The sequence below is a fragment of the Streptomyces olindensis genome (assembly GCF_040645895.1).
GTDB classification, from domain to species: Bacteria; Actinomycetota; Actinomycetes; order Streptomycetales; family Streptomycetaceae; genus Streptomyces; species Streptomyces olindensis.
Genome location: NZ_JBEYZD010000053.1, coordinates 41,613 through 60,221, shown reverse-complemented (window position 1 = coordinate 60,221; position 18,609 = coordinate 41,613). Strand labels below are relative to the sequence as shown.

At 71.6% G+C, this 18,609-nt stretch carries 17 protein-coding genes; 9 read left to right on the top strand and 8 right to left on the bottom strand.

The window, feature by feature from the left end:
* From ABZ948_RS28940 to ABZ948_RS28925, 4 genes are all read left to right on the top strand, one after another.
* Positions 1-717 (top strand): intradiol ring-cleavage dioxygenase (locus ABZ948_RS28940; RefSeq protein WP_359764328.1); only part of this gene is annotated, 717 nt, incomplete at its 5' end.
* 135 nt (positions 718-852) lie between these two features.
* The gene (locus ABZ948_RS28935) at positions 853-2,679 is read left to right on the top strand and encodes an acyl-CoA dehydrogenase (RefSeq protein WP_359764326.1); all 1,827 of its coding nucleotides are present in this window, start codon (positions 853-855) and stop codon (positions 2,677-2,679) included.
* A gap of 74 nt (positions 2,680-2,753) precedes the next feature.
* Positions 2,754-4,052 (top strand): M18 family aminopeptidase, encoded by a 1,299-nt coding sequence (locus tag ABZ948_RS28930; protein ID WP_359764324.1) that lies wholly within the window; start codon positions 2,754-2,756, stop codon positions 4,050-4,052.
* 86 nt (positions 4,053-4,138) lie between these two features.
* Positions 4,139-4,393 carry a DUF6458 family protein gene (locus ABZ948_RS28925; protein ID WP_031118113.1) on the top strand — a complete coding sequence of 85 codons (255 nt, stop codon included), beginning with the start codon at positions 4,139-4,141 and terminating at the stop codon, positions 4,391-4,393.
* A gap of 12 nt (positions 4,394-4,405) precedes the next feature.
* On the opposite strand, the gene ABZ948_RS28920 is transcribed toward ABZ948_RS28925, so the two are convergent.
* Positions 4,406-6,223: an NHL domain-containing thioredoxin family protein gene (locus tag ABZ948_RS28920; RefSeq protein WP_359764322.1), complete on the bottom strand. Its 1,818-nt coding sequence runs from the start codon at positions 6,221-6,223 to the stop codon at positions 4,406-4,408.
* Positions 6,224-6,252: 29 nt separating this feature from the next.
* The gene (locus tag ABZ948_RS28915) at positions 6,253-6,645 is read right to left on the bottom strand and encodes a cupin domain-containing protein (protein WP_359764320.1); all 393 of its coding nucleotides are present in this window, start codon (positions 6,643-6,645) and stop codon (positions 6,253-6,255) included.
* Between the two features lie 52 nt (positions 6,646-6,697).
* Here ABZ948_RS28915 and ABZ948_RS28910 point away from each other — a divergent pair, with 52 nt between their 5' ends.
* The gene (locus tag ABZ948_RS28910; RefSeq protein ID WP_359764318.1) at positions 6,698-7,696 is read left to right on the top strand and encodes a GlxA family transcriptional regulator; all 999 of its coding nucleotides are present in this window, start codon (positions 6,698-6,700) and stop codon (positions 7,694-7,696) included.
* Positions 7,693-8,184 carry an LURP-one-related/scramblase family protein gene (locus ABZ948_RS28905; protein ID WP_359764316.1) on the top strand — a complete coding sequence of 164 codons (492 nt, stop codon included), beginning with the start codon at positions 7,693-7,695 and terminating at the stop codon, positions 8,182-8,184. The genes ABZ948_RS28910 and ABZ948_RS28905 overlap by 4 nt, the downstream gene beginning before the upstream one ends.
* Before the next feature lie 10 nt (positions 8,185-8,194).
* Here ABZ948_RS28905 and ABZ948_RS28900 read toward each other — a convergent pair whose 3' ends face one another.
* Entirely contained in the window at positions 8,195-8,992 is a 798-nt protein-coding gene (locus tag ABZ948_RS28900) for a carbon-nitrogen family hydrolase (protein WP_359764314.1), read from the bottom strand.
* A gap of 193 nt (positions 8,993-9,185) precedes the next feature.
* Between ABZ948_RS28900 and ABZ948_RS28895 the strand changes: the two genes are divergently transcribed.
* On the top strand, positions 9,186-10,010 hold the full coding sequence (locus tag ABZ948_RS28895; protein WP_359764312.1) for a maleylpyruvate isomerase family mycothiol-dependent enzyme: 825 nt from the start codon (positions 9,186-9,188) through the stop codon (positions 10,008-10,010).
* Between the two features lie 57 nt (positions 10,011-10,067).
* A complete protein-coding gene (locus ABZ948_RS28890) occupies positions 10,068-10,802 on the top strand; it encodes an SAM-dependent methyltransferase (RefSeq protein WP_359764310.1) in 735 nt (244 codons plus the stop codon).
* A gap of 9 nt (positions 10,803-10,811) precedes the next feature.
* Here the strand turns inward: ABZ948_RS28890 and ABZ948_RS28885 are convergent, their stop codons facing one another.
* A complete protein-coding gene (locus ABZ948_RS28885) occupies positions 10,812-12,107 on the bottom strand; it encodes an MFS transporter (RefSeq protein ID WP_359764308.1) in 1,296 nt (431 codons plus the stop codon).
* On the bottom strand, positions 12,104-12,754 hold the full coding sequence (locus tag ABZ948_RS28880) for a GntR family transcriptional regulator (protein ID WP_359764306.1): 651 nt from the start codon (positions 12,752-12,754) through the stop codon (positions 12,104-12,106). Before ABZ948_RS28880 ends, ABZ948_RS28885 begins: the two co-directional genes overlap by 4 nt.
* Before the next feature lie 208 nt (positions 12,755-12,962).
* Between ABZ948_RS28880 and ABZ948_RS28875 the strand changes: the two genes are divergently transcribed.
* Positions 12,963-13,862 carry a D-alanyl-D-alanine carboxypeptidase family protein gene (locus ABZ948_RS28875; protein ID WP_359764304.1) on the top strand — a complete coding sequence of 300 codons (900 nt, stop codon included), beginning with the start codon at positions 12,963-12,965 and terminating at the stop codon, positions 13,860-13,862.
* Positions 13,863-13,943: 81 nt separating this feature from the next.
* Here ABZ948_RS28875 and ABZ948_RS28870 read toward each other — a convergent pair whose 3' ends face one another.
* The 3 genes from ABZ948_RS28870 to ABZ948_RS28860 form a co-directional block, all read right to left on the bottom strand.
* Positions 13,944-14,693 (bottom strand): hypothetical protein, encoded by a 750-nt coding sequence (locus ABZ948_RS28870; protein WP_359764336.1) that lies wholly within the window; start codon positions 14,691-14,693, stop codon positions 13,944-13,946.
* A gap of 77 nt (positions 14,694-14,770) precedes the next feature.
* Entirely contained in the window at positions 14,771-17,005 is a 2,235-nt protein-coding gene (locus tag ABZ948_RS28865; RefSeq protein WP_359764302.1) for a glycoside hydrolase domain-containing protein, read from the bottom strand.
* A gap of 155 nt (positions 17,006-17,160) precedes the next feature.
* Positions 17,161-18,609 (bottom strand): dihydrolipoamide acetyltransferase family protein, encoded by a 1,449-nt coding sequence (locus ABZ948_RS28860; RefSeq protein ID WP_359764300.1) that lies wholly within the window; start codon positions 18,607-18,609, stop codon positions 17,161-17,163.

Genomic DNA, 18,609 nt, shown 5'->3' with positions numbered 1-18,609 from the left:
GTGGGCTGCACGTCCCAGGAGGAGGCCCCGGCGTCCTCCGCGTCCCCGGCGTCCTCCGCGGGCTCCTCGTCGTCCTCGTCCGCCGCGTGCGCGGAGATCCCCGAGGAGACGGCCGGGCCCTTCCCCGGCGACGGCTCCAACGGCGTGAACGTGCTGAAGGAGAGCGGGGTCGTGCGCCGCGACATCACCAAGAGCTTCGGCGACTCCGCGGGCGGCACCGCCGAGGGCGTCCCGCTGACGATCACGCTGACGGTGGTGGACGCGGCCTCCGGCTGCGGCACCCCCAAGAAGGGCGCCGCCGTCTACCTCTGGCATTGCGACCGGGAGGGGAACTACTCCCTGTACTCCGAGGGCGTCACCGACGAGAACTACCTGCGGGGCGTCCAGGAGACCGACGACCAGGGCCGGGTCACCTTCACGAGCGTCTTCCCGGGCTGCTACGCCGGCCGCTGGCCGCACATCCACTTCGAGGTCTACGGCAGCCTGGCCGACGCCACGGCGGCCACGTCCATCACGAACACCTCGCAGCTCGCGTTCCCGAAGGACGTCTGCGACACGGTTTACGCCACTGAGGGTTACGACGCGAGCGTGCGGAACCTGAGCAGCCTCTCCCTGGAGACGGACAACATCTTCAGCGACGGCCACGCCCAGCAGCTGGCGACGATGAAGGGCAGCACCACGGAGGGTTACACGGCGACGCTGACCGTTCCGGTGTGACCTGTCACAGATGACGGGATCGGGGTTGCTTCTTATTACCGGCGGGTAGCATCATCGGAGCTACTTGTTGGTACGTGAACTAGCGCGAGGATCCAGTGCCTCGCCGATCTCTCTACGGAGCCGGGAGCCGTCGCCATGGGGCACTACAAGTCGAATCTCCGCGACATCGAGTTCAACCTCTTCGAAGTACTCGGGCGCGACAAGGTGTACGGCACCGGCCCGTTCGAGGAGATGGACGTCGAGACCGCGAAGAGCATCCTGGAGGAGCTGACGCGCCTCTCGGAGAACGAGCTGGCCGAGTCCTTCATCGACGCCGACCGCAACCCGCCGGTCTTCGACCCGGAGACCAACACCGCGCCGGTCCCGGCCTCCTTCAAGAAGAGCTACCAGGCCTTCATGGACTCCGAGTACTGGCGCCTCGGCCTGCCCGAGGAGATCGGCGGCACCACCGCGCCGCGCTCCCTGATCTGGGCGTACGCCGAGCTGATCCTGGGCGCCAACCCGGCCGTGTGGATGTACTCCTCGGGCCCCGCCTTCGCCGGCATCCTCTTCGAGGAGGGCAACGAGGTCCAGAAGCACATAGCCAAGATCGCCACGGAGAAGCAGTGGGGCTCCACGATGGTCCTCACCGAGCCCGACGCGGGCTCCGACGTGGGCGCCGGCCGCACCAAGGCCGTGCAGCAGGAGGACGGCTCCTGGCACATCGAGGGCGTGAAGCGCTTCATCACGTCCGGTGAGCACGACATGTCGGAGAACATCCTCCACTACGTCCTCGCCCGCCCCGAGGGCGCCGGCCCCGGCACCAAGGGCCTGTCGCTCTTCCTCGTCCCGAAGTACCTCTTCGACTTCGAGACCGGCGAGCTGGGCGAGCGCAACGGCGTCTACGCCACGAACGTCGAGCACAAGATGGGCCTGAAGGCCTCCAACACCTGCGAGATGACCTTCGGCGACCAGCACCCCGCCAAGGGCTGGCTGATCGGCGACAAGCACGACGGCATCCGCCAGATGTTCCGCATCATCGAGTTCGCCCGCATGATGGTCGGCACGAAGGCGATCTCCACGCTCTCCACGGGCTACCTGAACGCCCTGGAGTACGCCAAGGAGCGCGTCCAGGGCCCCGACCTGGCGAACTTCATGGACAAGACCGCGCCCAAGGTCACCATCACCCACCACCCCGACGTGCGCCGCTCCCTCATGACGCAGAAGGCGTACGCGGAGGGCATGCGCGCGCTGGTGATGTACACCGCCTCGATCCAGGACGCCATCCAGATCAAGGAGGCCGCCGGCGAGGACGCCGCCACCGAGCACGCGCTGAACGACCTGCTCCTGCCCATCGTCAAGGGCTACGGCTCCGAGAAGGGCTACGAGCAGCTCGCCCAGTCGCTGCAGACCTTCGGCGGCTCCGGCTTCCTCCAGGAGTACCCGATCGAGCAGTACATCCGGGACTCCAAGATCGACACCCTCTACGAGGGCACCACGGCCATCCAGGGCCAGGACTTCTTCTTCCGGAAGATCGTCCGCAACCAGGGCGCCGCGCTGAACTCCCTCGCCGAGGACATCAAGAAGTTCCTCGCCCTCGGCACGGGCGGCGAGGAGCTGGCCGGTGCCCGCGAGCACCTCGCCAAGGCCGCCGTCGAGCTGGAGGCCATCGTCGGCCTGATGCTGACCGACCTCGCCGCCACCGAGCAGGACGTCAAGAACATCTACAAGGTCGGGCTCAACACCACCCGCCTGCTGATGGCCTCCGGTGACGTCGTCGTCGGCTACCTGCTGCTCAAGGGCGCCGCGGTCGCCGCCGAGAAGCTTCAGACCGCGTCCGCCAAGGACAAGGCCTTCTACACCGGCAAGATCGCCGCCGCGAAGTTCTTCGCCGCCGACGTCCTGCCGGGCGTCACCCTGGCCCGCAAGGTCGCCGAGGGCGTCGAGCTGGACCTGATGGAGCTGGACGAGGCCGCGTTCTGATCCTCACGTCCGTTGTTCGAGGGCCTGTTCCTTTCCCAGAGGAACAGGCCCTCGTCCGTCGTTAAGGTGAACCCATGACCGAACCAGCCCGCTTCGACCGCGGCCACACCGACGACCTCATGACCTTCCTGGCGGCGAGCCCCTCGCCGTACCACGCCGTGGCGACCGCCGCCGAACGGCTGGAGAAGGCCGGCTTCAAGCAGGTCGCCGAGACGGACGCCTGGGACGGCACGAGCGGCGGCAAGTACGTGCTGCGCGGCGGCGCGATCGTCGCCTGGTACGTCCCGGAGGGGGCCGCGCCGCACACGCCGTTCCGGATCGTCGGCGCCCACACGGACTCCCCCAACCTGCGCGTCAAGCCGCTCCCCGACAGCGGGGCGCACGGCTGGCGCCAGGTGGCCGTGGAGATCTACGGCGGGCCCCTGCTCAACTCCTGGCTCGACCGCGACCTCGGCATCGCCGGCCGGCTGACCCTGCGCGACGGCTCCACCCGCCTGGTCAACGTCGACCGCCCGCTGCTGCGCGTCCCGCAGCTCGCCATCCACCTGGACCGCTCGGTGACGGCCGAGGGCCTCAAGCTCGACAAGCAGCGGCACATGCAGCCGGTCTGGGGCCTCGGCCACGACGTGCGCGACGGCGACCTGATCGCCTTCCTGGAGGAGACCGCCGGCCTCCCCGCGGGCGAGGTCACCGGCTGGGACCTGATGACGCACTCCGTGGAACCGCCCGCCTACCTGGGCCGCGACCGCGAACTGCTGGCCGGCCCGCGCATGGACAACCTGCTGTCGGTGCACGCCGGCACGGCCGCGCTCGCCGCCGTCGCCTCGGCGTCGCCGAAGCCCGCCTCCATCCCGGTCCTGGCCGCCTTCGACCACGAGGAGAACGGCTCCCAGTCGGACACGGGCGCGGACGGCCCCCTCCTCGGCACCGTGCTGGAACGCTCGGTCTTCGCCCGCGGCGGCTCCTACGAGGACCGGGCCCGCGCCTTCGCCGGCACGGTCTGCCTCTCCTCCGACACGGGCCACGCCGTCCACCCCAACTACGCGGAGCGGCACGACCCGACGCACCACCCGCGCGTCAACGGCGGCCCCATCCTCAAGGTCAACGTCAACAACCGCTACGCCACGGACGGTTCGGGCCGGGCGGAGTTCGCGGCGGCCTGCGAGAGGGCCGACGTGCCCTTCCAGTCCTTCGTGTCCAACAACTCCATGCCCTGCGGCACCACGATCGGCCCGATCACCGCCGCCCGGCACGGCATCAGGACCGTCGACATCGGCGTGGCCATCCTGTCGATGCACAGCGCGCGCGAACTGTGCGGCGCCGACGACCCGTTCCTGCTCGCCAACGCGCTCACCGCGTTCCTGGAGGGGTAGAACAGGCCACCGCCGCATGGGTGTTCCCCACGGGGGTACCCGGTGTGCGGACCGGAACGACCGGACCGTACAGGGAGGCGACACTCATGGGCCTCGGCGGATGCATCATCCTCATCGCCGTGGGAGCCATCCTCACGTTCGCGACCGACTGGGACATGCAGGGGGTCAACCTCGACCTGGTCGGCATCATCCTGATGATCGTCGGACTGATCGGCGTCACCACGTTCAGCAGCATCGCCAGGCGCCGGCGGGTGGTGGTGCCACCGACCACACCGGTGGTCGACGACCCGGCGGTGCACCACCACCGCCGCGACGGCTACAGCGACGGATACGGGGTGTGACGCCCCAGGCGATCAGGCGTCCATCCCCGCCAGCACCAGGGGAAGCCGGTCCGTCCCCGCCTCCGTGAGGCGGACGGGGACGCCCCAGTCCTGCTGGTGGACGTGACAGGCCGGGTACTCGTTCGACGGATCGTCGTCGCAGGAGGCTGCCATCGCGGAGACGTGCAACACACCCTCCGGCACGGAGGGGTCGAGTTCGAGGGCGCGGGACAGCTCGGTTCCCGCGCCCTCGCCGCTGCGCAGCAGCTCCGGCGGGCTGGCGGAGACCAGCAGGCGGGTCGAGGGACCGTACCGGGTGTCGAGCTTCTGGCCCGCCGGGGCCTGGAAGACGACGTCCAGACGGAGCCGCCCCGGGGCGACTTCGGTGGCCTCGCGCCGTGTGCGGTGGGCGACCTCCGGCACCTTCACCGCCTCCTCGGGCAGCCGCAGCCGGGTCAGCCGGTGCCGGGCCGACTCCACGACCACGATGTCGTCGCCGTCGAGCACCGCGTCGCTGGGCTCGCGCAGGTCCGTGGCCAGGGTCGTCACCTCGCCCGTCGCCGGGTCGTAGCGGCGCAGGGCGTGGTTGTAGGTGTCGCTGACCGCGACCGAGCCGTCGGGCAGCGCCGTGACGCCCAGCGGGTGCTGGAGCAGGGCCTGTTCCGCGGCGCCGTCCCGGTGCCCGAAGTCGAACAGGCCGGTGCCGACGGCCGTGTGGACGGAGCCGTCGGGCTCCACCCAGCGCAGGGCGGACGTCTCGGAGTCGGCGAGCCAGAGCCGGTCGGGCGTCGCGGCGAGTCCGGAGGGCTGCGCGAACCAGGCCTCGCCGCCCGGTCCGTCGACCAGCCCCTCGTTGGTCGTCCCGGCCGTGACGGACACCGTCCCGTCCGCCGGGTCGTACGCCCACAGCTGGTGGACCCCGGCCATGGCGATCCACACCCTGCCCTGCCACCAGGCCACGTCCCAGGGGGAGGAGAGGTCGGTCTCGCGGGCCGGGCCCGAGGTGGGCGAGCCCTGCCACCACTGCCGGCCCGTACCGGCGAGGGTGGTGACCTCGCCGGTGGCGAGGTCCAGCCGCCGCAGCGCGTGGTTGACCGTGTCGGCGACGACCACCGAGCCGTCGTCGAGGAGGGCGAGCCCCTGTGGCTCGTTGAAGGCGGCCGTCCCGGCGGATCCGTCGGCGAAGGCGCGCGCCCCGGAGCCGATCCGCCGCACGACGCTCTCCCCGTCCTCGGCGAACTCCACCAGTTGGTGCCGGGTGGTGTCGCTCACCAGGAAGCTCCCGCCCGGCAGCAGCAGGGCCTTGCCCGGGAACCGCAGCACAGACGGCTCCGGCTCCGGCGGCACGTACGGCCCGTCCCCGCGCCGCAGCGTCCCCTTCGCCTCGTGCTCGGCCGCCAGCTCCGCCACCAGCCGCTCGATGGCGTGCACATGCCCCTCACCGGCGTGCTGGGCGACGACGTACCCCTCGGGGTCGATCACGACGAGCGTCGGCCAGGCCCGCACGGCGTACTGCTTCCAGGTGGCCAGCTCGGGGTCGTCGAGCACCGGATGCTCCACCCCGTACCGCTCCACGGCGTCGACGACCGCCTGGTGCTCCGCCTCATGGACGAACTTCGGCGAGTGCACCCCGATCACCACGACCGTGTCCCGGTGCTTGTCCTCCAGGGCGCGCAGCTCGTCCAGGACGTGCAGGCAGTTGATGCAGCAGAACGTCCAGAAATCCAGGACGACGATGCGCCCCCGCAGGTCGGCGAGGGTGTACTGCCGGCCGCCCGTGTTCAGCCAGCCGCCCCTGCCGGTCAGCTCGGGGGCGCGGACACGGGCGCGTCGGGGTGCGGAGTGGTTCATGCGTCCAGGGTGTCATCCGGCACCGACAGTCACCCGAGGGCGTGCCCCGTCGTCGCGTCGACGTGGTCCGGGACCTCGTCGTGGCGGTCGCCGACCGTGAGGGTGCCGGTGGGCTCGAACAGCAGGATCGCGGTCGGGACGGGGGCGTACGGCTTGTGTTCGGTGCCGCGCGGGACGGTGAAGACGCTGCCCTTGGGCAGGACGACCGTGCGCTCGCCGGCCGGTTCGCGCAGGGCGATGTGGAGTTCGCCGTCGAGGACGAGGAAGAACTCGTCGGTGTGGTCGTGGACGTGCCAGACGTGCTCGCCCTCGACCTTGGCGATCCGGACGTCGTAGTCGTTGACGGCGGTGACGATGCGGGGGCTCCACTGCTCGGCGAAGGAGGCCAGGGCGTGGGCGAGGGAGACGGGTTCCTGGGTCATGTGCAGATCCTGCGGGGTACCGCGGGGCGGGCACGAGTGCTAGGAATCGCACATGTCGCAAGGATCCTCGCACCGCCCGCACCGGGTCGCCGTGATCGTCGACGAGGGCACCAACCCCTTCGAGGTCGGGGTGGCCACCGAGTTGTTCGGGCTGCCCCGGCCCGAGCTGGGGCTGCCGGGGCCGTTGTACGAGGTGACGCTGTGCGCGCCCGCGCCGGAGATCCGGATGAACCACGGCTTCTTCACGCTCACGGGCGTCCGGGGCCTGGACGCCGTGGACCGGGCGGACACGCTGGTCGTGCCCGGCCGACCGGACAACGTCGTCCCACGCGCCCCCGCCGTGCTGGACGCCATCCGGCGCGCACACGCGCGTGGCGCCCGGGTCATGAGCTTCTGCACCGGCACCTTCGCGCTCGCCGAGGCCGGGCTGCTGGACGGGCGGCGGGCGGCCACGCACTGGCGCTGGGCGGACTCCTTCCGCCGGCTGCACCCGCGGGTGCTGCTGGAGCCGGACGTCCTCTTCGTCGACGAGGGCGACGTCCTCACCGCGGCGGGCAGCGCGGCCGCGCTCGACCTCGGGCTGTACGTCTGGCGCCGTGACCACGGCGCGGAGATCGCCAACCACGTCTCGCGCCGGCTGGTGTTCGCCGCGCACCGCGACGGCGGGCAGCGGCAGTTCGTGGAACGGCCGGTCCCCGACGTGCGGGACGAGTCCCTGGGGCCGCTGCTGGCATGGGCGCAGGAGCGGCTGGGCGAGCCGCTGACGGTGGCGGACCTGGCGGCCCGCGCGCGGGTCAGCCCCGCCACGCTGCACCGCCGCTTCCGCGCACAGCTGGGGACGACTCCGCTGGCGTGGCTCACCGGGGAGCGGGTGGCGCTGGCCTGCCGGCTGATCGAGCGGGGCGAGGAGCGGCTGGACGTGGTGGCGGCCCGGAGCGGGCTCGGGACGGCCGCCAACCTGCGGGCGCGGCTGCGGCGGGCGACCGGGCTCAGCCCGTCGGCCTATCGACGGCGTTTCGGAACCGGTGGCGGGGAAGCCCTGGTCTCATGAGATTCCTCGTGTACGACCGGCTCCTCGGCTTCGGTGACGACTACTGGATCGAGGACGACCGCGGCAGCAAGGTGTTCCTCGTCGACGGCAAGGCCCTGCGGCTGCGGGACACCTGGGAGCTGAAGGATCCCCAGGGGCGCGTCCTCGTCGACATCCACCAGAAGATGCTCGCCCTGCGCGACACCATGGTGCTCCAGCGGGCCGGGGAGCCGCTGGCGACGATCCGCCGCAAGCGGCTGTCCCTGCTGCGCAACCACTACCGGGTGTCCCTGGCCGACGGCAGCGAACTGGACGTCAGCGGCAAGGTCCTCGACCGGGAGTTCGCCGTCGAGTACGACGGGGAGCTGCTGGCGGTGATCTCCCGGCGGTGGCTGACCGTGCGGGACACCTACGGCGTGGACGTCGTCCGCGAGGACGCGGATCCGGCGCTGCTCATCGCGGTGGCGGTGTGCGTGATCCACCTGGCGGAGAAGGAGCGAGAGGACTGAGGGCGCCCGGTCAGGGCCTGCGCGGGGGCTGGAGACCGAGCACCCGGTCCTTCAGCGCCGGGAACTGCTCCCGCGTGGTGGCGACCTTGCCCGGGGCGAACTCCACGGTCAGGACCTCCTCGGCGGCGCCCGCCTCGGCCAGCACCTCGCCCCACGGGTCGACCACGACCGAGTGACCGGACTGGGGAACTCCGGCGTGCGTCCCGGCCGTTGCGCAGGCGAGGACGAACGACTGGTTCTCCACGGCCCGTGCCCGGGCGAGCAGCGTCCAGTGGGCCCGGCGGCGCTCCGGCCAGCCCGCCGACACCACGAGCGTCTCGGCCCCGGCGTCGACGAGCCCGCGGAAGAGTTCGGGGAAGCGGAGGTCGTAACAGGTGGCCACGCCCAGGGTCGTCCCGGGCAGACGGACCGTCACCAGTTCGCGGCCCGCGCCCATCAGCACGGCCTCGCCCTTGTCGAAGCCGAACCGGTGGATCTTGCGGTAGGCGGCGGCGAGGTCGCCGGAGGGCGAGAAGACGAGGGAGGTGTTGTACAGGGGGCCGTCCGGGTCCCGCTCGGGGATGGACCCGGCGTGCAGCCACACGCCCGCGTCGCTCGCGGCCTTGGCCATCGCCTCGTACGTCGGCCCTTCGAGCGGCTCGGCCTCGCGCCCGAACTCCTCGTAGGCGAAGGCACCCGTGGTCCACAGCTCCGGCAGGACGACGAGATCGGCACCGGCCTGGTCCCGGACCATCGAGGCCACCCGCCGACGACGCGATTCGACCGATTCGCCCTCGTCTACGGAGATCTGGATCACAGAGGCGCGCACACTACCACCGTCCTGGCATTCGACCCGTCCACAAGGGCTTCCCCACGGGCCTACGATCGTCACACGAAAGCACTGCCGGGGTGCCTCACAGCAGCGTAACTTAGCTGGCAAGACACCCGCCGACAGCCGCCACCTCCCACTGGCAACGCCGCCACCACCTGCCCGTGCACCGACCGCCGAGGGGTCCCGTTCCGTGAGTCTGCATCCCACCCTCCAGCCCTACGCCGACGCCTGGACCCACTCCATCGAAGCGATATCCGAGCTGCTCCAGCCGCTCGCGGAGGCCGACTGGAACCGGCGCACACCGTGCCCCGGGTGGTCGGTGCGGGACGTGGTCTCCCATGTCATCGGGCTGGACTGCGAGATGCTCGGCGACCCGCGGCCCATCCACACGCTGCCGCGGGACCTGTTCCACGTCACCAACGACCACCAGCGCTACATGGAGATGCAGGTCGACGTCCGCCGCCACCACACGGCGCCGGAGATGACCTCCGAGCTGGAGTACGTGATCATCCGCCGCAACCGCCAGCTGCGGAACGACTCGCGTGACCCGGGCACCAAGGTGCGGGGCCCGCTGGGCAAGGAGCTCACCCTCGAGGAGTCGATGCGGCGGCACGCCTTCGACGTGTGGGTGCACGAGCAGGACCTGCGCACGGCCCTCGGCCGGCCTGGCAACCTCGACTCCCCCGGCGCCCACGTCGCCCGTGACGTGCTGCTCGGCGAACTCCCGCGCGTGGTGGCGGAGGACGCGCAGGCGCCGCGCAGCTCGGCCATCGTCTTCGACGTGCACGGGCCCGTCGAGTTCCTGCGCACGATCCGCGTCGACATCCAGGGCCGCGGCACCCTGGAGACGGCCCCCGCGCTGGGCCCCGCCGCGACCCTCACCCTCGACTGGGAGACGTACGTCCGGCTGGCCTGCGGCCGCGTGAGCCCGGAGTCGGTGTCCGACCGGCTGAAGCTGGAGGGCGACCCGGACCTGACGGCGGCGATCCTCCGCAACTTCACGGTGACGCAGTAGGCGGCTCCCGGAAAATCGCGTGCCGCGGCCCGGCCTCCCGCCGTAGCGTCGCCTGCCATGACCCCACCCCGCCGCACCCGCCTCACCTTCCACGGCCCCCTGTCCGAGGCCCGGGCGAACCGGCTCGTGCACCGCCTCGCGGGCAACGCACCCGCGACCGTCCTGGACATCGGCTGCGGCTGGGGCGAGCTGATGCTGCGCGTCCTGGCCGCCGCGCCGGGGGCGACCGGCACGGGCATCTACCTGGACGCCGAAGACCTGGCCCGCGGCCGGCAGGTCGCCCAGGCGCGCGGGCTCTCGGACCGGGTCCGTTTCCTGGAGGAGTCCGCCACCGGCACCACGCGCGGTCCGGCCGACCTCGTCCTCTGCGTCGGCGCGAGCCAGGCCCTCGGCGACCTCTCCCGGGCCCTCGCGGAACTGCGCCGCCTCGTCCGCGACGACGGGCGCGTGCTGCTCGGCGAGGGCTTCTGGCAGCGCACCCCCGCCCCGGCGGAACTGTCCCGCATGTGGCCGGACGCCGCCGCCACCGACCACCCCGACCTCGCCACGCTCGTGGACTTGACGGTCGAGGCGGGGTTCAGGCCGGAGTGGACGGAGACGGCGAGCCACGACGAGTGGGAGGAGTTCGAGTCGGCGTACCTCGCGGACACCGAGGTGTGGCTCGCCGGGAACCCGGGCCATCCCCTGGCGGAGGAGAACCGGCAGCGTGCCGACCGCCACCGGGCCGCCTGGATGGCCTACCGGGGCGTCCTCGGGCTGGCGTACCTCACCCTCGTGCCGGTGGCCCGCTGACCCGGGCGGCTACGCCGGCACGTGCACCGTCTCCACCCGGCTCGCCACCAGCCGCTCGCGCTCCCGCCGGGCCGCCCGCCTGCGCAGCCGCAGGATCTGGGTGACACCGAGCGCCTGGAGCAGGAACACCACCGAGAAGGCCACGGTGTAGTCGTCTCCGGTGGCGTCCAGCAGGACCCCGACGGCGAACAGCGTGGTCATGGAGGCGACGAAGCCGCCCATGTTGGTGATGCCGGAGGCCGTGCCCTGCCGCTCGGGCGGGTTGGCCGGGCGGGCGAAGTCGAAGCCGATCATCGACGCGGGCCCGCACGCCCCGAGCACCGTGCACAGCGCGATCAGCAGCCACATCGGGGCGTGCGCGCCGGGGTAGGCGAGCGTCGCCGCCCACAGGGCCGCCGTCGTGCCGACCGTGCCGAGCGCGAGGGGCAGCCGCGCCCCGTGGTGGCGGGCGACGATCTGGCCGTAGACCAGGCCGACGACCATGTTCGAGAGCACGACGAGCGTGAGGAGTTCACCGGCCGCGGCCCGGGACAGCCCCTGCGCCTCGACCAGGAACGGCAGGCCCCACAGCAGCAGGAACACCATGGCCGGGAACTGGGTGGTGAAGTGCACCCACAGGCCCAGCCGGGTCCCCGGCTCCCGCCAGGCGGCGGCGATCTGCCGCCGTACGTACGCGGCCCCCTGGTGCGGCAGCGGCTCCGGCTCCTGGCCCTCCGGGTGGTCCTTCAGGAACACCAGCACCAGCACGAAGACGACGGCCCCGGCGACCGCGCTGCCGGCGAACGCCGCCGTCCAGCCGATGCCGTGCAGGAGCCGGGCGAGGACGAGCGTGGAGACCAGGTTGCCCGCCATGCCGACCAGCCCCGCGAACTGGGCGACGAGCGGTCCGCGCCGGGCCGGGAACCACCGGCTGCCGAGCCGCAGCACGCTGATGAACGTCAGCGCGTCACCACAGCCGAGCAGCGCCCGGGAGGCGAGGGCCGTGCCGTACGACGGGGAGAAGGCGAAGCCCAGCTGCCCGGCCGTGAACAGCACCGCGCCGAGCGCCAGGACCTTCTTGGTGCCGAGCCGGTCGACGAGCAGGCCGACGGGTATCTGCATGCCCGCGTAGACCAGCAGCTGGAGGATGGAGAAGGTCGACAGGGCCGAGGCGTTGACGTGGAAGCGGTCGGCGGCGTCGAGTCCGGCGACGCCCAGGGACGTGCGGAAGATGACGGCCACGAAGTAGACCGAGACGCCGATGCCCCAGACGGCCAGCGCCCGCCGGCCGCCCGGAGGATCGCCCGGCATCGCGGTGGCGCTCATCGGACCTCCCCCCGGGCCAGGTGCGAGAACCAGCCGACGTGCCGGTGGACGAGCCCGACGGCCGCCTCGGCGTCCCCGGCGCGCAGCGCGTCGAGGATCTCCTCGTGCTCGGCGAGGGATTTGGCGAGCCGGTCGGGATGGGAGTGCAGGACGGCGACGCCCATCCGCAGCTGGCGGTCGCGCAGCTGGTCGTAGAGGCGGGAGAGGATCTCGTTGCCGCCGCTGCGGACGATCTCGGCGTGGAAGCAGCGGTCGGTGACGGCGGCCCCGGCGAGGTCTCCGGCGGCGGCCTGCTTCTTCTGCCGGGCCAGCAGCTCCTCCAGGCGCTCGATGAGCCCGGGGGGCGCGGGGACGGCCTTGCGCGCCGCGTGCTCCTCGACGAGCAGCCGGGTCTCCACGACGTCGGCGATCTCCTGCGCGGAGACCGGCAGGACGAGGGCGCCCTTCTTCGGGTAGAGCCGGAGCAGCCCCTCGGCCTCCAGCCGAAGCAGCGCCTCGCGCACGGGCGTGCGCGAGACCCCGACGGCCTCGGCGAGCTCGCCCTCGGTGAGGAGGGTGCCGCCCTCGTAGCGGCGCTCCAGGACGCCCTGTTTGACGTGGGTGTAGACGCGGTCGGCGGCGGGAGGTTGCTTCACGGCCAGGGACATGCCGACAGCATAGATACAACAGGTACCCATGGAGTGATACGTCCAGTATGCGGACTCGAATGTCACACATCTGTGGCAAAGCCGGGGTCCCCCTCGGCAAGGACACAACCGGGTGTGCTAGTTACAAGTCAGACACGTGCGGCCCCTTTCCCCTCGTCCTCAACTCGGCCGCACCGATGGGGCATTCAACGCAATCGGGGTACTTCACTTGATAACCGGCATTCAGGGCACCCGTTTCCGGAGAGCCGCGGCCGTGGCCGTGACCACCGGCGCCATGCTCGCGAGCGGAGCCCTCACCATCGCGCCGGCGCAGGCCGCCACGGCGCCCACGATCGCCGCCAAGGGCGGCTACGTGATGAACAACGCGACCGGCAAGTCGCTCTACACCAAGGCTGCCGACACGCGTCGCTCCACCGGCTCGACCACCAAGATCATGACCGCGCTGGTGGTGCTGAAGCAGTCGAACCTCAACCTGGACAGCAAGGTCACGGTCCAGAAGGCGTACAGCGACTACATCGTCGACAACAACTGGGCGTCGAACGCCAAGCTGATCGTCGGCGACAAGGTCACCGTCCGCCAGCTGCTGTACGGGCTGATGCTGCCGTCGGGCTGCGACGCGGCGTACGCGCTCGCCGACAAGTTCGGCTCGGGCTCGACGCGCGCGGCGCGCGTGAAGTCGTTCATCGGCAAGATGAACACCACCGCCAAGAACCTGGGTCTGAAGAACACCCACTTCGACTCGTTCGACGGCATCGGCAAGGGCGCCAACTACTCCACGCCGCGCGACCTGACGAAGCTCGCCAGCGCGGCGATGAAGAACTCCACGTTCCGCACGGTCGTCAAGACGAAGAAGTACACGGCGAAGACGACCACCAAGTCCGGCGGCACGCGGACGATGGCGCCGTGGGAGAACACCAACCCGCTGCTCAGCAGCTACACCGGCGCGATCGGTGTGAAGACCGGCTCCGGCCCGGAGGCCGGGTACTGCCTGGTCTTCGCCGCCACCCGCAACGGCAAGACGGTCATCGGCACGGTCCTGTCCTCGACCAACGGGACCACCCGCAAGTCGGACGCGACGAAGCTGCTGAACTACGGCTTCACCAAGTAGCGAACACAGCGAACACACAGCGAAAAAAAAGGGGGGCTCGCCGCAGCCGGTGGCGAGCCCCCCTTCGCGTGTCCCGGAGCCTTACGCCGCCGTCCGCTGGCGGCGCTCCAGCGCCCGCGCCGCCTTGCGCCGGCCACCGGCCAGCACGTTCACCCGGGAGCCCGCACCGGCCCCCGGCTCCAGCTGCCAGCCGCGGATCCGCGCCGCGACCTCGGCCAGCCGCTTGTCACCCGGCCGTACGTCGATGGAGAACAGGGACTCGTCGGGCGTGCGGTCGTCGCCGCCCCAGCGGACCACACCGTCGAGCTCGGCGAGGATGTCGCGGATGACGACCTCCTGCTGCGGGAAGAACCCGCCCCGGACGCCGCGCGGGTAGGAGCCCGGCCTGATCCGCACCGCCGTGCCGGACGCCAGGTTGGACTCCGGCCGGGCCCGGCCGACCTCGGACGGGTCGTGCCAGCCGACGACGTCGCCCCGGCGCAGGGCGTCGACCTCGTAGTGGAACCGGCGCAGCAGATGGACGAGGACGGTCTCCACGTCACCCATGCGCACGGCGACGCCCTTGAGCGGGGTGCCGGGCACGGGGCGGGTGTAGACGGTGCCGCCGTCGTCGGCGACGTTCTCCATCTCCCAGCCGTTGTGTGAGCGCGAACCGGCCAGCACGCGCCGGGTCCGGTCCTGCGCGCTGCGCAGCGCGTCCCGCACGCTGCCCGGGATGGGGTTGTTCGCGTCGGCGTACGCCTGGGAGAGGAAGTGGGAGACGGGCAGGGCGGCGACGCCCACGGCGCCGCCGATCGCGGCGATCCGGCCGAGCAGGGCACGGCGGGACAGCCCGCGGCGGTGCGCGGCACCGGGCCGGGGCTCTCTGCGGAGGAAGGCGAGCTTCAACGGGATCTCTTTCCGGAGGTTCACGCGTTGCGGGCGATGCTGTTGTACTTCTCGAAGATCTGGTAGACGGCCATGCTCTGGTGCGTCTGGGCCTCCACGTCGGGGTCCCAGGCCCGGTAGCGGCGCAGCAGTTCGGTGATCTCGAACTCGGCGAGGTCCAGGCGCATGGACCGCGGGGTGGTGACGCGGTCACCGGGCGGCAGTTGGCCGCCGGGCCGGCCCCGGGTGCCCCACAGGTGGATCAGGGCCGCGGTGCGCACGCTGAACCCGTCGTCCTTGCTCAGCTGCTGCCACACGGCCCACAGGTCGGCGTCCTTGGCGGGATCGCGGTGGTCGCCGGTGGCGAAACCCCAGCCGATGCAGTGGTTCCAGGCCTGGATGGCGTCGGCGGCGCTGATCTCGCCGATGCCGGTGTGCGAGTCCCTGACCGAGCCGGAGCCCGACAGGTGGTGGTCGGCGACCTGCTGGTCGGTGGCCTGGTCGGCGAGGCTGTAGTCGCGCATGGCCCAGTAGACGACGGTCTGGATCAGCGCCTTGCGCATCGTGTATGTGGTCGACAGCTCGGTGATCAGCGCGTCCTGGTCCTGGATCGCCTCCACGGCCTGCGCGTTGGTGTAGAGCTTGGCGTCACCGCCGACGCCGCCCATGTCGGGCCGTCCGATGGACCGCATGTAGCGCGCGAGGTCGGACCGCAGCGCCGGCACCTGGCGGCTGTCGAAGGCGACGTCCGGGACGGCGGGCCGCGGGCGGTCGAACGAGCCCTGGCCGGTGTCCCGCCCGGAGGCGATGTCGACGTCGACCTCCAGCTGCCCGTCGCCCGAGCCGAGGGTGCGGATGACGAACTGGTCGTAGGCCCAGTCCTGCGGCAAGGGGCGCCCGGCGTTGCCGTCGAAGCCCGGGGACATGTCGGCCACGAAGCTCGCGGTGGAGTAGCCGGCCGCGCCGACCTGCGCGCAGACGTTGCGGGAGCCGTAGACGCCGATCTCGTACGGGTGGCCCGAGTCCGCCATCGCCTCCTTGACGCCCTTGAAGTGCGGCAGCACGTTCGCGGTGATCTCGGCGTCGATCGCGTCGAAGTCGACGGCGAAGAAGATGCGCGTGCCCCGCTTGAAACCGTGGTCCCGGGCGGCGTTGACCGCCGCGTACCCGGCGGTGCGCCCGGCGACGTAGTCGAAGTCGGCGGCCTCGCTGTTGACGGTCTGGTAGATCGGGAAGCAGCGCAGGCCCTGCTGGGCGAGGGTGGCCAGCTCGCCCGGCTGGATGGCCTTCTCCGGCAGGGACTTGGCGCTCGGGTTGGTGAGGTAGCGGCCGACGTAGGTGATGCCCGCCGCCTTGAGCGTGGCCGCCCGCGCCGGCGTGACCTTCGAGACGGTGTCGCAGGCCCGGCCCGGGCGGGACTGGTCGCCGTAGGACGCCAGCAGGGAGGCGAAGGTGGGGAAGTCGCCCTCTCCCGTGGCCGGCAGCGCGACGAAGGTCTGGAAGGCGCGGACGGCCGAGGCGAGGTAGGAGTCGAAGGTGTCGGTGAGGGCGACGGGCCGCCGGTTGAGGACCATCCCGGCGGAGAACAGCCGGACGTACACGCCCGTGTCGCCCTGCTTCACCGGGTGCGACTTCAGGGCCGACTGGGTGCCGGGCCCGAAGTTGCCGTTGGCGGTGCCGTCCGCCATGCCGACCTCGTACTGCACGGCGAAGACCAGCGCCCTGACGGTGTCGCGGGTGACGCGGCCGTCGCAGGCGAGGACGAAGAAGTCCTGCCGCTGGAGGTAGCGGCCGTTGAGCCACTGCTGGACCTCGCGGACCTGCCGGGTGCCCGAGGGGCCGAGGACGTACGCGTCCATCGTCAGCAGCGCCTTGAACACCTTGGGCGTCAGATCCGCGCCGGGGAGGGCCTGTTCGACGCCCATGTCCGTCTTCAGCTTCGTGACGGCCGCCGCCGTCCGCTCGCCGTACGTGCCGTCGAGGTCGCCGCCGTCGTAGCCCTTGCAGTACAGACCGGCCTGGATGATGCGGCAGAAGTCGGGCGAGGGGACGGTGTCCGCGTTGAGCTCGGGGTACTTGGCGGTCAGTGTGGAGAGCGTGGTGGGGCCGAAGTTGTCGGACAGTGCCGTGATGCCCAGCTCGTACTGCAGGGCACGGGTCAGTGCGTAGAGAGTGGCCCAGTCGGCCTCACCGGTCTCCTCCACGGTCGTGCCGATACGGCTGCCGTAGACGGAGTTCACGAATCTCTGGGCCTTGAGCACCATCGCGTCACGCATGAAAGTGATCGTATGTCCGGCTAAACCGCTTACTGTGGGGTACTTGGGCGGGTCCGAGGAGCTTCTTGTGCCCTTCGGACCCCCGCCGGTTCACCCTCGCGGACAGACGCCGACGGCCCCCGCCCCGGGTAGGACAGGGGGCCGCCGGCGGTCGCTCACGCCCAGGTGATCAGCCGCTTCGGCTGCTCCAGGATCGCCGCCACGTCGGCCAGGACCTTCGAGCCCAGCTCGCCGTCGACCAGGCGGTGGTCGAAGGAGAGGGCCAGGGTGGTGACCTGACGGGGCTTCACCTTGCCCTTGTGGACCCACGGCTGGAGCTTGATCGCGCCGACCGCGAGGATCGCGGACTCGCCCGGGTTGAGGATCGGCGTGCCCGTGTCGACGCCGAAGACGCCGACATTGGTGATCGTCACCGTGCCGCCCTGCATCGCGGCCGGGGAGGTCTTGCCCTCCCGGGCCGTGGACACCAGCTCGCCCAGCGACTCGGCCAGCTGCGGCAGCGTCTTGGCGTCGGCGTCCTTGATGTTCGGCACGATCAGACCGCGCGGGGTCGCCGCCGCGATGCCCAGGTTCACGTAGTGCTTGACCACGATCTCCTGGGCCGCCTCGTCCCACGACGCGTTGATCTCCGGGTTGCGCCGGATCGCGACGAGCAGGGCCTTGGCGATCAGCAGCAGGGGGTTCACGCGCAGGCCCGCGAACTCCTTGTCCTTCTTGAGCTCCTCGACCAGCTTCATCGTGCGCGTCACGTCGACCGTCACGAACTCCGTGACGTGCGGCGCGGTGAACGCCGAGCCGACCATCGCGGCCGCCGTCGCCTTGCGGACGCCCTTGACCGGGATGCGGGTCTCGCGGGCGGTGCCGTACGAGGCCGGGGCGGCGACCGGGGCGGGCGCGGCCGACGGCTCGGGGGCCTTCGGCTCGGCGGCGGCCACCGCCGCGTGCACGTCCTCGCGGGTGATGATGCCGTCCGGGCCGGTCGGCACGACCGTCGCCAGGTCGACGCCCAGATCCTTGGCCAGCTTGCGGACCGGGGGCTTGGCCAGCGGACGCTCGGCGGTGACCGGGGCCGTCGGAGCCGGGGCAGCCGGGGCCGTCGGGGCCGGGGCGGCCGGGGCCGTCGGGGCCGGGGCGGCCGGCGCGTGGCCGTTCAGCTCCGTCTGGATCGCCGTGGAGACCTGCTGGACCGGGACCTCCGGGCCCTTGCGGGGGCGGCGGCGCGTGGACGAGGTCGCCACGCCGTAGCCGACCAGGACCGGCTGGCGGCCGGAGCCGGAACCTTCCGCCTTCGGCTCCTCGACGGACTTGGGGGCCTCCGGCTGCGGCTCGGCCGGCGCGGACCCTCCGCTCACGTCCACCGCGATGATCGCCGTGCCCACGTCGACCGTGGTGCCCTCGGGGAAGTGCAGCTCCCGGACGACGCCGTCGTACGGGATGGGCAGCTCTACGGCCGCCTTCGCCGTCTCGACCTCGCACACCACCTGGCCGTCGGTGACCGTGTCACCGGGCTGGACGTACCACTTGAGGATCTCGGCCTCGGTGAGTCCCTCGCCCACGTCGGGCATCTTGAACTCACGCACGGACGCTTCCGTCATCGTCGTCAC